The organism is Pseudomonas sp. 210_17 TE3656 (genome assembly GCF_054821965.1).
This window is the reverse complement of record NZ_JBTRBC010000001.1, coordinates 233972-247295: the sequence shown is the minus strand read 5'-3', so window position 1 is coordinate 247295 and position 13324 is coordinate 233972. Positions and strand designations below refer to the sequence as shown.

Below are 13324 nucleotides of genomic sequence, written 5' to 3'. Positions count from 1 at the left end.
CGCTGGCAGCAACATCGTGAAAGGAGGCGTTTGCAATGCAACTCATCACGTTGAAAGTCGATAAGCCGGATGTGACGAACTTCATTTTGGGGCAGACGCACTTCATCAAGTCCGTCGAGGACATCCATGAAGCGTTGGTCAATACCGTGCCAGGCATCCAGTTTGGCGTGGCCTTTTGTGAGGCCTCTGGCCAATGTCTGGTGCGATGGTCTGGCACCGATAACGCAATGATTGACCTTGCGCAGAAGAATGCCAAAGCCATCGCCGCCGGCCATAGCTTCATCATTTTCCTGGGCGACGGTTTCTATCCGCTGAATGTGTTGAACAGCCTCAAAATGGTTCCAGAGGTCTGCCGTATTTTTTGTGCAACCGCCAATCCAGTTGAAGTGATTCTCGCTGAGACAGAGCAAGGACGAGCAATCCTGGGGGTAGTGGATGGCTTCTGTGCCAAGGACATTGAAGGCGACGATGACATCCTGTGGCGCAAGAACCTGTTGCGGCAAATCGGCTACAAGCTGTGAATTGCGGCGGATCAGGCATGACCCGGGGCGGCGTAGAAGCACTCGAAGGATAGATGCATCGATCCGTTTATGTTTCTGACCGGCTAAAAAGCAGGTTGGAGCTGATACCATTCAAGCAGTAAACATCCGAGTAAAAAGAATGAATCGTCAAAAGAAAATCAAACAGCTATTGAAGGCTCACGCCAAAAAGGCCAGCGCCAAGCTGGCGCCGAAAAACAAGCCTAAATACATCAGCAAAGCTGACCGGTTGAAACTGGCCGCTGAATCGAGTGACGACTCAAACACGCCTTCTGAGTGAGTCGCCGCGCATCCCTCAAAATTTTTGCACCCACCCCTCAGTTTTTTGAATTACCACCCCCGCATTCATCCCCGTCAAAATCCCTCCCAACGCATCACCCGCAAGCGCAAAAAATTCCATCTCCACGGACGGAGCCCATTAGGTATTGCCCCTCGCGATACTCAGCCCAGCCCCTTTGGCCGGGCTTTTTTTACTGCCAGGTAGCTGATTTCCCCATGTCTTCCCGCCGTATGAACAACTGGTTTGCCCGGCTGATGCCGGCCCCGCTGAACATCCCTCCTAAAGAATGGCTACGCGCAGGCGTAGGTGCACTGCTTGGTCTGTTTCTGGCTGGCGTCGCCTGCAGTTATGCCTTTGGCAGTAGCGTAGCGCTGCACCTGCTCGGGCCGCTGGCGGCTTCGGCGGTGCTGTTGTTTGCCGTGCATTCCGGGGCGCTGGCGCAGCCTTGGCCGTTTGTTGGTAGCTATGCCAGTGCCACGGTGGTCGGGCTGGTGCTGCATCACTGGTTCGGTTCGGCGTTGTGGGTGGCAGCGCTGGCACTGGGCCTGGCGTTGGTGGTGATGTGTATGCTGCGCTGCCTGCATCCACCGGGTGGCGGGGTGGCGGTCAGTGTGGTGCTGGCGGATTCGTCGCTGACGGCGCTGGGCGACAAGCTGTTTGAACCGATCATGCTCAATGCTTTGGTGCTGGTGGCTGTGGCGGTGATCTATAACCGCCTCACCGGGGTGCGCTATCCGAAGACCGCCGCACCGCGCAAGGATCTGCACCACACTGCCGATGTGATTCCCAGTGAGCGGGTCGGGGTCAGTGGCGCGGACCTGGATCAGGCGCTGGAGGAACTGGGTGAGTTTGTCGACATCACTCGCGATGAGCTGGAACGGATCATTCTGGCGACCGAGCAGCATGCATTGCAGCGTAGCCTCGGCGGCATTACCGCTGCTTCGGTAATGTCGCGGGATGTGCAGCAGGCAACGCCTGACAGCACCTTGCAGCAGGCCTGGAAGCAGCTGTCGAGTCATCATTTGAAGGCGTTGCCGGTGCTCGATGAAGCGCGGCAACTGGTCGGTATCGTAACCCTCAGCGACCTGGTCGGGGCCGCCATGGCTCAGGGGCGATTCAGTTGGCGCGGGCTGTTTCGGCGCCGCCAGGTGCGGGTCGAGCAGATCATGAGCCGGCCGGTGATTACCGTGCGCAGTGACGAACCTGCGGTGGCGTTGATTCCGTTGCTCAGCGAGCAGGGGCTGCATTGTCTGCCGGTGCTGGAGGGGAAGCAACTGGTCGGGGTGATCACCCAGACCGATCTGATCGCCGGACTCAAGCGGCACCTGCTCAGTGCCGCGTCGCGCTCAGATGACCGGGTCCCAGCGTTGTGACCAGTCGCTGTCACCGTCGGCCACTAGCTGGCGCAGAATTCTGAAGGCCTGCTGCAGGGCTTCGGTGTCGCGCTCGCGGGCGTGTACCAGGTAGGTCGGGTAGGTGAATTCTGGCGCTTGCGGTACGCGTTCGAAAATACCGCTGTCCAGGTAACTCTGCACCACGCGGGTGCGAAAGTAGCCGCTGCCGCCGTTTTCGAGGATGAACTGCAACGCCAGCGGGCCGAGGTTGAAGCTCAGGGCAGGGCGGGCGCACTCGGGCAGGGCGGCGTCGTGCTGGCGGCGAAAGGCCTGGCCCCAGTCTATGTAGATATACGGCTCGGGTTTGTCCTTGCGGCGGATGCGGATGAGCTTTTCTTCCATCAACTGCTCGACCTGCAGGCCCGGCCCATAGGTGGGCTGGTAGACCAGCACGGCATCGAGCACACCCATTTCCAGTTTGCGCAGTAACGACTCGCCATCGCTGACTTCGTTGCGGATGGCATGGCTGGGCATGCTGCGGTGCAGGGCGCTGACCCAGTCGAGCACCATCGGGTTGCCCAGGCTCACTTCACCGCCGATGTGCAGCACCTGGTGACAACCCTCAGGCAGCGGCAGGTCGCGGCGGGCGGCTTCCCAGGTTTGCACCAGCTGGTTGGCATACACCACGAAGGCTTCGCCGTCGGCCGTCAGGCTGGCGCCACTGCGGCTGCGGATGAACAGCTGGCAAGACAGTTGCTGCTCCAACTTCTGCACCCGCGCAGTGATTGCCGTCTGGGTCACGTGCAGGCGCTCGGCGGCGGAGACCAGGCTGCCACTGCGGACGATTTCAAGGAAAGTGCGGGCCAGCTCGATATCCATGGAGGTTGCCGGATGGGGAAGGTTGCCCATTCTAGTGGGTTTGCACAGAGTTGGGGCGAGCCGCTGTCTATAGTGAAAGGACATTTTCAGCGAGAGCCTTGCCCATGGAGCTGATCAGTCGCGAACCCTGGTGGCGTACGCCGCCACAGCCCGGTCAACGGGAAGAGGACCTGGAGTGGGGATACCTGGAAATCTACAAGGACGGCCATGCAGTGTTCGTCGAACAACGCCCCAGCGACAAAGAGCTGGCCGAACGCAAGAGTTGTCGAAACTTCCCCGAGGCCGAAGATTAGTTCACTGTGGGAGCGGGCTTGCCCCGCGATTGGGTGTCTCAGCTACATCGTATCGCGGGGCAAGCCCGCTCCCACAGGGTGGATGCTTTGCAGCACTTTCAGGCCCGCCGGCCAAAGGCTGTGCCGAGTTCGTCACCGCAACGGGCTAAAGCGATCAAGCCGGTAAGGCAGGGGTCGGGCAGGCTGGACAGTCTGCTCAAGGAGATGACCATGATCCGACTGACCCTGTCCGAAGCGCGAACGCTTGCCCATTCGATCCTCTTGCACAATGGCTTCACGGCTGACCACGCCCAGGCGGTGACCGACACCATTGTTGCCGGTGAGCGCGACGGTTGCGCATCCCATGGCCTGTACCGGGTGCTGGGTTGCGTCAGCTCGCTCAAGGCCGGCAAGGTGGTAGCCGACGCGCGCCCCGAAGTGATTGATCAGGCACCTTCGATCGTGCGTGTGGACGCCGCCGGCGGGTTCTCGCAGCTGGCGTTCCAGGCCGGCTTGCCGCTGCTGCAAGCCAAGGCACGGAGCAACGGCATCGCGGCCCTGGCGATCAACCGCTGTGTGCACTTTTCTGCCTTGTGGGTCGAGATCGAGCAACTGGCCGAGGCCGGCCTGGTCGCCTTGGCGTTTACCCCGAGCCATGCCTGGGTTGCGCCGGCCGGCGGCCATCAGCCGGTGTTCGGCACCAACCCCATCGCGTTCGGCTGGCCGCGGGTGGGCAAGCATCCTTATGTGTTCGACTTTGCCACCAGTGCCATTGCCCGGGGTGACATTGAACTGCACCGGCGCGCGGGCAAGGCGATCCCTGAAGGCTGGGGCGTGGACGAGCACGGCCGGCCCAGTACCGATCCCAATGTGGTACTGGACCGTGGTGCGATGCTGACCTTCGGTGGGCACAAGGGCTCGGCCCTGGCGGCGATGGTCGAGTTGATTGCCGGGCCGTTGATCGGCGATCTGACCAGTGCTGAGTCGCTGGCCCATGCCGATGGCAGCAAATCTTCGCCCTATCATGGGGAATTGCTGATTGCCCTGGACCCGAAGCGGTTTCTCGGAGACGCTGCCGATCAGCATCTGGCTCGCGCTGAAACGGTGTTTGAAAGCATCGAAGGGCAGGGCGCGCGGTTGCCTTCACAGCGTCGTTATGCCGCGCGGGCGCGCAGCCTGGTAGAGGGTGTAGAGATTCCAGAAGCCTTGTACAACGATCTCAAGGCGTTGCTGGCATAACGAAAGGATCTTCACGGAATCCCGGGGGAGTATGGTCTTTGGGTTGGGTTGGGCTGGGCTTCGAATGCGAGCTTATCCATTCGGTGTGGCGACGCTGGCGGCCCCTTCCGCCTTTACGGCGGCCTACTTTTTTCTTGGTGTACGGACCGGAGACATCGTTTACTCCGTTTAACGGTGTAAACGATGTCTCCGCTTGTACACCCGCGATGCTTTCAAAGAGGGCTCAACTCTCCATCCTCAAGGGCATCGAGCAAAGCCTCAGCCAGCCCCTTGGCCATCTCCACTGAATGCAGGGTGGACCAGAGAAAGCCCTTGGATGATTCATCGATACCATCGAAAGCCTTGTTGCCCGTGTCATACGCGCAACGCAGGTACAGCGAGATATGCACCAGGGCATCGTGCGGGGCGAGGCCGGCGTTGACGGAGAACAATTGCGGGTGACCGGCGGGGCAGTCGCCGAACGGTTTTTCGAGGGTGGGATAGAGCGAGGGTATTGGTGGATCGGGGACGATTTTTTTCATGGCAGCCTCCTATTGCGTAATTGAGCTGCCTACCACTTGTTTCCACACAAAGGGGTGGCAGCTGTACGCGGGGTGGAAAACCGGGGCAATAGGAGCCAAACCCGGCAGACACGAATGTCTCCCGCGCACAACCGCCATAAAGGCTACTCCTTAAATTGCTTTCCGGGTTTCCACACCCGGTCACTTAAACGACAGTGACTAGGCGAGCCTATTAGGACTGGTTTCCCAGAGCAATCAGAAGGGCATCGACAGACCGCGTAGGTTATTTCCTAGGACCTGAAATGACCAGACTTAAAATCTTTCGAAGCAATTTGACACCCCCAGTACACCGGTATGGTCAGCGCCGACCTAATCAGCGTGACCTGGACCGGGGCTGCGGGGACGCCGGCCGAAGGCTCGCACACCTCCCTCCCCGTGCCGGTGGGCACGGTCGGTATCAAGGAGATTGTGATTCCGAATACGGTGGTGGCGTTCAACCTGGGCAAGCCGGTGACAGTGCGTTACACGGTCATTCGCGACGGCACACCGGTGTCTTCGGCTACCCTGATCCTGGCGGTGTGGCCATTGTCGGCCAGTGCGCTGACGGCCCCGAGAATCCTTCAGGGGGCCAATGGCGGCGAGGGGCCGGAGCTGGATGTATCGGCCCTCACCAGCAATGCCACGGTACGCCAGGTAAGCTGGCCCCTCATCGCCTTGGGCCAGTATGTCTGGCTACGGCTCACGGGCACCCTGGCCAATGGCGTTGAATATCATAAAGTGCTGTGGCAACCACCGTCAGGCCAAACTAGTTCGAGCTGGATTACCAATGGCTATTTTGATGTCGCGGTACTGCTGAGCGACCTAAAGGAGCTCAAGGACGGTTCGATGCTGACGGTCGAGTTCAAGGCAGCACTGGGTCGCAGTCAGAGCGAAGCAGAGGCGGTGGTATTCCCAATCAGGACCTATACGGTCAAGGTGAGGCCAGAGCTGATCCTGGACCCCACACCGATGGTACTCAACGGTTCCAACATTTCACTCGCAGGCACAGGAATCAATTACACACACACCGGAACTGATCCACTCAACACAACGGGAAAGCGGACACCTTCGGGGGGGCGCCCACCATACACATACACATCTTCCGACCCTATGATTGCCTCCGTCGACAGTGCCGGCCTGGTGCGAAGCGAGGGGAATGGCACCGCCACCATTACCGTAACCGACCAGAATGAGACTACTGCAACATTCCAAGTCATGGCATCGAACGTTACGCGTTGTCTATACAATCCAACCCTAATGAACTATCCCGAATACAAGCAATGGGCGAACGCAACCACTGGGAGAACACTCACATCCCCAGCCGAGGTTTCTGCCATAGCCGCGCGCCTAGGGAGCAAATACCGCGTCCCGCAGAACATACAAAGGGAGTACATCTACACGGATCCTTTTTTCAGCGAGGAACACATACCAGGAGGGGGGAGGTGGTCTCAATATATAAATCTCCAAAATAGTGTATTTTCATACATCCCCCCCGGATACGTAACAGCAGCACCATCACTCCGCTTATGTACGGGGTTCGCCTTCGTGTTCCCCCGATGATTTGGGACACCAAGGGTTAGTACGAAAAAACGTTAATCCACCGCCTCCACGTACCCGTCAGGGGAAGTGGAGGCGGTTTGCTCCTAAAGCAGGCGGCGGCTGCTCTGGCCATCAACCAGACGGGCAATGCCCAATGGATTGGCGTCCTGCAACGCTTCAGGCAACAGCGCATCCGGGCAGTTCTGGTAGCACACCGGGCGCAGGAAACGATCGATGGCCAGGCTGCCAACCGACGTCCCACGCGCATCCGATGTCGCTGGATACGGCCCACCATGCACCATCGCATCGCAGACTTCGACGCCGGTCGGGTAGCCGTTGAACAGTACGCGGCCGACTTTCTGTTCCAGCAGTGGCAGCAGCTCGGCATGCGCTTGCAGGTCCGCGGCTTCGCCGATCAGCGTCGCGGTGAGCTGGCCGTGCAGACCGTTCAGGGCCTGATGCAACTCGCCGACATCGGCCACTTCGACCAGCACGGTGGCCGGACCGAAGACCTCTTCCTGCAACAGCGGATCACCCTCGATCAGCAGCTTTGCATCCGCCTTGAACAACTGCGGTTGGGCCTGGTTGCCCTGTTGCGCACGGCCCGCCAGGTGGGTGATGCGCGGATGTGCAAGCAGTGCCTGCACGCCCCTGGTGTAACTGGCGAGGGTGCCGGCATTGAGCATGGTCTGCGCTGCTTGTTCGGCCAGTTGTCCCGCCAGTTGCTCGCTGAAGGCGCTGAACGCGGGGGAGCGCAGGCCGATGACCAGCCCCGGATTGGTACAGAACTGTCCGCAGCCGAGCACCACCGAGGCGGCCAGTTCGCGGGCGATCTGCTCGCCACGCTTGGCCAGCGCCTGTGGCAGTACCAGCACCGGGTTGATGCTGCTCATCTCGGCAAATACCGGAATCGGTTGCGGCCGTGCGGCGGCCATGTCGCACAGCGCGCGTCCGCCCTTGAGCGAACCGGTGAAACCGACCGCCTGGATCGCCGGGTGCTTGACCAGCGCTTCGCCAACCCCGGCACCGTAGATCATGTTGAACACACCCTTGGGCATGCCGGTCTGTTCGGCGGCGCGGATGATCGCGTCGGCGACCACTTCGGCGCTGGCCATGTGGCCGCTGTGCGCCTTGAACACCACCGGGCAACCGGCGGCCAGCGCGGCGGCGGTGTCACCGCCAGCGGTGGAGAAGGCCAGCGGGAAGTTGCTGGCACCGAACACTGCGACCGGGCCGACGCCAAGGCGGTACTGGCGCAGGTCGGCACGTGGCAGTGGCTGCCGGTCCGGCTGCGCACGGTCTATCCGTGCCCCCAGGAAGTCACCCCGGCGCAGCACCTGGGCGAACAGGCGCATCTGCCCGCTGGTGCGCCCGCGTTCGCCCAGAATACGGGCATTGGGCAGCGCCGTTTCGCAGGTCACCAGTTGGATGAAATCATCACCCAGGGCATCCAGTTGTGTGGCGATGGCTTCGAGAAATGCCGCGCGCCGCTCCGGTGACAGGCTACGGAACGCTGGATACGCCTGTTGCGCGGCGCGGACGGCAGCGTCCACTTCTTCGGGCGTGGCTTGATGGAAACGATAGGGCAGGGCTTCACCACTGCTCGCCGCATGGCTTTGCAGGGTGACAGTGCCAGCGGCGCTGCGGGCGCCGCCGATGTAGTTGTGGCCGATGATGTCCGGCATGGAGCACTCCATATCAAAGGTGGGGTCAGGCCAGCGAACTGCCCTGGCGAACAGGCGCGGCTTGCCCGGCGGCAATGCGCGCGGCAGCCTCGGCATCGACCGCGTGCAGCGACTTGCCACGGGTCTCGCGGGTCAGGCCGACGGCGACGATCGAGATCAGCGCGGCGCCGACCAGGTACCAGGCAATCGGTGTCGAGCTGTGGTACTTGTTGAGCAGGGTGATGGCGATCAGCGGTGCGAGGGAACCGGCGAAAATCGGCGCGACCTGGTAGCACAGCGACAGGGCGGTGTAGCGCACATGGGTCGGGAACAGCTCGGCCATCAGCGCCGAGTAGGGCGCGTAGGTCATTGATTCGATGGCCAGGCCCAGGGTGATCGCCGCCATGATCAGCCAGTTGTTGCCGGTGTCCATCATCGGGAAGCCGACAAATCCCCAGAACGCTGTGAGCACCGCGCCGGTCAGGTATACCGGCTTGCGTCCGACCAGGTCGGACAGGTAGCCCATCAGCGGAATCAGGAAGAAGTGCAACAGGTGCGCACCGAACATCAGCAGGAGGATCTGCGAGGTGTCCTTGTGCACCACCAGCTTGAGGTAGGTAATCGAGAAGGTCACCACGGTGTAGTAGAGGATGTTCTCGGCAAAACGCGCACCGATCCCCACCAGCACTGCACGCCAGTGATGGCGCAAGACCTCGACCACGCCCAGTTGCTGCTCGGCCTTTTGCGCCTGACGGGCCTGGGCCTCCTTGAAGATCGGCGCGTCGTCGACGCTGGTACGGATCCAGTAGCCGATCAGCACCACCACCGCCGAGAACCAGAACGCCACACGCCAGCCCCAGGCGAGGAACTGCTCTTCGGCAAGGGTGCTCGACAGCAGGAGCAAGGCCAGGGTCGCGATCAGGTTGCCCGCCGGCACTCCGGCTTGCGGCCAGCTGGCCCAGAAACCGCGACGGTTGTCCGGGCAGTGCTCGGACACCAGCAGGATGGCACCGCCCCATTCGCCGCCAAAGGCAAAGCCCTGGATCAGCCGTAACAGCACCAGCAACACCGGTGCGGCATAGCCGATGCTGTCGAATCCGGGCAGGCAGCCCATCAGAAAGGTTGTGATGCCGACCACCACCAGGCTCAGTTGCAGCAGGCGCTTGCGGCCGAATTTGTCACCGTAGTGACCGAACACCAGCCCGCCCAGAGGGCGGGCGAGAAAGCCCACGGCATACAGGGCGAAGGCGGCGATGATGCCGTCGATGGGGCTGTCGGTCTGGCGGAAGAACAACTGGCCGAAGACCAGTGCCGAGGCGGTGCCGTAAAGGAAGAATTCATACCATTCGGCGACGGTGCCGGCCATGGCCGCGGCGACGACACGTTTCAATCCTGCAGGGGTGGTTGCGCTGGAAGGGTGACTGGACATGCTGGCGGTTCCTGTATGGGCGCAAAACAGGCGGGCCGGTCTCCACCACGGAGCCGGCCCGGTCATCACATCAGAGGCCGACGTCTGGCAGCTGCGGACGGTTGGCCAGGGCCTTGGCCATGATCTGCTCGACGAACACCCGATCCGCTTCCGGCAGGGCCAGGCGTGGCGGACGGGTCAGCGCGCTGCCGCGACCGGCGATGGCTTCACACAGCTTGATGCACTGCACCAGGTCAGCGCGGGCATCCAGGTGCAGGATCGGCATCAGCCATTCGTAGATCGGCAGGGCCTCGGCGAAGCGGCCGGCCTTGGCCAGGCGGAAGATCGTTTCGCCTTCTTTCGGGAACACGTTGGACATGCCCGAGACCCAGCCCTGGGCGCCGACGGCGATGCTTTCCAGGACCACATCGTCCAGACCTGCGAACAGTACGAAGCGATCGCCGACTTCATTGCGCACGTCGATAAAGCGCCGGGTGTCGCCGGAGGAGTCCTTGAAGCACACCACGTTGTCGCAGTCGGCCAGGGAAATCAGGATGTCCGGGGTGACGTCGTTTTTATAGATCGGCGGGTTGTTGTAGACCATCAGCGGCACGTCGGCGTGCTTGGCCACATAACGGTAGTGCTCGGCGGTCTCGAACGGCTTGGAGCCATAGACCAGCGCCGGCATCAGCATCACCCCGTCGACGCCAGCCTTGTGCACCGCGTTGGCCACCTTGGCCGCCTGTACGCTGGTGAACTCGGCCACGCCGCAGATCACCGGGACCCGGCCGCGCGAGGCGTCGACGGCGACTTCGGTAACGGCGATCTTTTCTTCGGCGGTCAGCGAGGTGTTTTCACCCACCGAACCACAAACCACCAGGCCCGAGACGCCATCGCGGATCACGTTGGAAATCACCTCGTGGGTTTTCTCCAGGTTGATCGAGAAGTCGTCGTTGAATTGAGTGGTGACCGCAGGGAAGACGCCGCTCCAGTTTACGTGCTTGCTCATGGTGTTCTCCGGTTGTTAATTGTATTTCGTATACGATATTAAAAGTGTGTGATGTCGACCAGTGTTTTTTTCGTGTATCGCGGATCGGGTTTTAAGGGTGTTTGTAAATCAACGGGTTAGTGATCAGGCGCCGGGCCAGGTGTCCGACAGCCGGTAGCCTTGTGGCCATGGATCGCTCGGATCGAGGAGCAATTGGTGGGTGCCGGTGATCCAGGCACGCCCGGAAATGCACGGGTAGATGGCTTCCCGCCCGGCAATTTCGGTCTGCGAATCGATGCGGCAGTGGAACTCCGAGCCGATGATCGAGCGGCCGATAAAGCGATCGCCGACCTTGAGCAAGCCTTTGGCCTGCATCACCGCCATGCGTGCCGAGCAACCGGTGCCGCAGGGCGAGCGGTCGATCTTGCCGGGACGGATGACCACGGCGTTGGCGCCAGTGGCGACACCGTTCTCGTACTCGATGGGCGCGGCGATCTGGCAGAAGGAGATGTGCGACCAGTCCGGGTTCAGCGGGTGGCGAAAGCCCAGCTGCTCGTTGGCGGCGTGGGTGATCTTCAGGCCGATCTCGACAATCTCCCGGGCTTCGTCCGGGCGAATGGCGAAACCCAGTTTCCGGGCATCGGCGATGACGAAGCTGTCGCCGCCGTAGGCCGTGTCGACCTGCAGCGAGCCGTAGCCTTCGACTTCGATCCAGGCGTCGAGGCGGTCGGCGAACGACGGCACGTTCTTCACTTCCACCCGCTGCACCTTGCCGTCACGGCATTCGGCGACCGCTTCGATCAGGCCGCCAGGGGCTTCGAGCACCAGGCGGGTTTCCGGTTCGGTCATCGGCAGGATGCCGCTGTCGAGCAGCACCGTGGACACGCACAGTGAGTTGGAGCCGGACATCGGCGGGGTGTCGGCGGGCTCCATGATGATCCAGGCCATCTGCGCGCGTGGGTCCTTCGGCGGCACCAGCAGGTTGACGTGGCGGAACACGCCGCCGCGCGGCTCGTTGAGGACGAAGTTGCGCAGGGTCTCGTCGCGGGCGATCCAGCGTGATTGCTCCCAGACGGTGGCGCCGGGCGGCGGGGCGACGCCACCGACGATGACGTCGCCGACTTCGCCTTCGGCATGGCAATTGACGATGTGGATGATCTTTGATGAACGCATACACGGGACTCCTTGTGTTTGATTGGAGGGCCTTATCGCGGGGCAAGCCCGCTCCCACAGCGTGACCTCGGTGGGAGCGGGCTTGCCCCGCGATGCTGTTATTTCACCGACTTCAAAAATGCCGCCGTCTCCGGCTGCAACGGGTTGCCGATCACCTGGTCCGGCGCGCCGATCTCGTGCACCAGGCCGTTACGGAAGAACGCCACGCGGTCCGACACATCGCGGGCAAAACGGATTTCGTGGGTCACCAACACCATGGTCATGCCGTCTTCGGCGAGCATGCGCATGGTGTCCAGCACTTCACCCACCAGCTGCGGATCGAGCGCCGAGGTGGCTTCGTCGAACAGCATGTAATCCGGCGACATCGCCAGCGCCCGGGCAATCGCCATGCGCTGCTGCTGCCCGCCCGACAACTTGCCGGGGAAGGTCTTGAGCTTGTCGCCAAGGCCGACGTGGGTCAGTTGCTTGACCGCCAGCTCTTCGGCCTGCTCCTTGCTCTTGCCCAGTACCTTGCGCGGCGCCAGCATCACGTTTTCCAGCACCGTCAGGTGCGGAAAGGCGTTCCACTGCTGAAAGACGATGCCGATCTTCTGCCGCAAGCGGTTCAGGTCGGTGGCGCGGTCGTGTACCTCAACGCCGTCGACGCGGATGCTGCCTTTCTGGATCTCTTCAAGGCCGTTGATGCACATCAGCAAGGTCGACTTGCCGGAACCCGAGCCGCCGATGATCGACACCACTTCGCCCTTGTCCACGGTCAGGCTCACGCCCTTGACCACTTCGAGGTTGCCGAAGGATTTGTGTACGTTCTGGATCTCAATCATTTTCTTGCCACCTTCTTTCCAGACGGGCGCCCAGGCGGGCAACCACCAGGCTCATGACGTAGTAAATGAGGCCTGCGATGCACAGCACCAGCAGGGGTTCCTGAATCCGTGTAACGATGGTTTGCGAGGCGCGCAGCAGTTCGACAATGCCGATCCACATCACCAGCGCGGTGTCTTTCATCACCCCCAGCACCAGGTTCAGCCAGCCGGGAAACGCCACCCGGGTGGCCATCGGCAGGACGATCCAGCGCAAATCCTGCAGGTAGCTCATGCCCAGCGAACGGCTGGCCCGGCGCACGCTCAGCGACACCGCCAGCACACCGCCGCGGACGATCTCGGTGAAGTACGCGGCGGTGTACACGCCGAGCACGATGCAGCCGACGCTGAAGGCGCTGATGTTCAGCCCGACGATGCTCTTGAACGAGTTGAACAGCACGAACTGGATCAGCAACGGCACGCTGCGAAACACATCCAGCACCCACGCCAGGGGCAGGCTGAGCCGTGGCCAGAGGGCGCGGGCGAGGCCGAACAGCAAGCCGGCGAAGGTGCCCAGGAGGATGGCCCAGAAGGTCAGTTGCACGGTGACCCTGGCCCCGTCGAGCAGGAACATGAAGTCGTTCCAGGTAAAGCTGGTAGAGAACATGCCGGG

At 61.7% G+C, this 13324-nt stretch carries 14 protein-coding genes; 6 read left to right on the top strand and 8 right to left on the bottom strand.

All coding sequences use genetic code 11. From position 1 onward, the window contains the following. The first annotated feature begins 35 nt into the window (after window positions 1–35). From ACVI9W_RS01225 to ACVI9W_RS01215, 3 genes are all read left to right on the top strand, one after another. Window positions 36–521 carry an adenosine-specific kinase gene (locus ACVI9W_RS01225; protein WP_461528905.1) on the top strand — a complete coding sequence of 162 codons (486 nt, stop codon included), beginning with the start codon at window positions 36–38 and terminating at the stop codon, window positions 519–521. Between the two features lie 139 nt (window positions 522–660). After that, window positions 661–819 carry a DUF2986 domain-containing protein gene (locus ACVI9W_RS01220; protein ID WP_157192904.1) on the top strand — a complete coding sequence of 53 codons (159 nt, stop codon included), beginning with the start codon at window positions 661–663 and terminating at the stop codon, window positions 817–819. A gap of 215 nt (window positions 820–1034) precedes the next feature. Beyond that, window positions 1035–2192: an HPP family protein gene (locus ACVI9W_RS01215; protein WP_461528904.1), complete on the top strand. Its 1158-nt coding sequence runs from the start codon at window positions 1035–1037 to the stop codon at window positions 2190–2192. On the opposite strand, the gene ACVI9W_RS01210 is transcribed toward ACVI9W_RS01215, so the two are convergent. Next, the gene (locus ACVI9W_RS01210) at window positions 2166–3032 is read right to left on the bottom strand and encodes a LysR family transcriptional regulator (RefSeq protein WP_038611654.1); all 867 of its coding nucleotides are present in this window, start codon (window positions 3030–3032) and stop codon (window positions 2166–2168) included. The genes ACVI9W_RS01215 and ACVI9W_RS01210 overlap by 27 nt on opposite strands. 104 nt (window positions 3033–3136) lie before the next feature. On the opposite strand from ACVI9W_RS01210, the gene ACVI9W_RS01205 reads away from it, so the two are divergent. Then, window positions 3137–3325, top strand: a complete 189-nt coding sequence (locus ACVI9W_RS01205) for a hypothetical protein (protein ID WP_107023323.1) — start codon at window positions 3137–3139, stop codon at window positions 3323–3325. A gap of 210 nt (window positions 3326–3535) precedes the next feature. Continuing rightward, complete coding sequence (locus ACVI9W_RS01200; protein ID WP_342622377.1) at window positions 3536–4543, top strand: Ldh family oxidoreductase; 1008 nt, start codon at window positions 3536–3538, stop codon at window positions 4541–4543. A gap of 212 nt (window positions 4544–4755) precedes the next feature. On the opposite strand, the gene ACVI9W_RS01195 is transcribed toward ACVI9W_RS01200, so the two are convergent. Next, window positions 4756–5064 carry a DUF3077 domain-containing protein gene (locus tag ACVI9W_RS01195; protein WP_461528903.1) on the bottom strand — a complete coding sequence of 103 codons (309 nt, stop codon included), beginning with the start codon at window positions 5062–5064 and terminating at the stop codon, window positions 4756–4758. Between the two features lie 333 nt (window positions 5065–5397). On the opposite strand from ACVI9W_RS01195, the gene ACVI9W_RS01190 reads away from it, so the two are divergent. Further along, a complete protein-coding gene (locus tag ACVI9W_RS01190) occupies window positions 5398–6642 on the top strand; it encodes an Ig-like domain-containing protein (protein ID WP_461528902.1) in 1245 nt (414 codons plus the stop codon). Window positions 6643–6725: 83 nt separating this feature from the next. On the opposite strand, the gene ACVI9W_RS01185 is transcribed toward ACVI9W_RS01190, so the two are convergent. The 6 genes from ACVI9W_RS01185 to ACVI9W_RS01160 form a co-directional block, all read right to left on the bottom strand. After that, window positions 6726–8306 (bottom strand): aldehyde dehydrogenase (NADP(+)), encoded by a 1581-nt coding sequence (locus tag ACVI9W_RS01185; protein ID WP_461528901.1) that lies wholly within the window; start codon window positions 8304–8306, stop codon window positions 6726–6728. Window positions 8307–8331: 25 nt separating this feature from the next. After that, complete coding sequence (gene abaF, locus ACVI9W_RS01180) at window positions 8332–9714, bottom strand: fosfomycin efflux MFS transporter AbaF (protein WP_461528900.1); 1383 nt, start codon at window positions 9712–9714, stop codon at window positions 8332–8334. A 70-nt stretch (window positions 9715–9784) separates the two neighbouring features. After that, complete coding sequence (locus tag ACVI9W_RS01175; RefSeq protein WP_038611641.1) at window positions 9785–10702, bottom strand: dihydrodipicolinate synthase family protein; 918 nt, start codon at window positions 10700–10702, stop codon at window positions 9785–9787. Between the two features lie 123 nt (window positions 10703–10825). After that, on the bottom strand, window positions 10826–11854 hold the full coding sequence (locus ACVI9W_RS01170) for a trans-3-hydroxy-L-proline dehydratase (RefSeq protein WP_461528899.1): 1029 nt from the start codon (window positions 11852–11854) through the stop codon (window positions 10826–10828). A 98-nt stretch (window positions 11855–11952) separates the two neighbouring features. Continuing rightward, window positions 11953–12675, bottom strand: coding sequence for an amino acid ABC transporter ATP-binding protein (locus ACVI9W_RS01165; protein ID WP_038611635.1), 723 nt, complete (start codon window positions 12673–12675; stop codon window positions 11953–11955). Then, on the bottom strand, window positions 12668–13318 hold the full coding sequence (locus ACVI9W_RS01160; RefSeq protein ID WP_038611632.1) for an amino acid ABC transporter permease: 651 nt from the start codon (window positions 13316–13318) through the stop codon (window positions 12668–12670). The genes ACVI9W_RS01165 and ACVI9W_RS01160 overlap by 8 nt, the downstream gene beginning before the upstream one ends. Window positions 13319–13324: the final 6 nt, after the last annotated feature.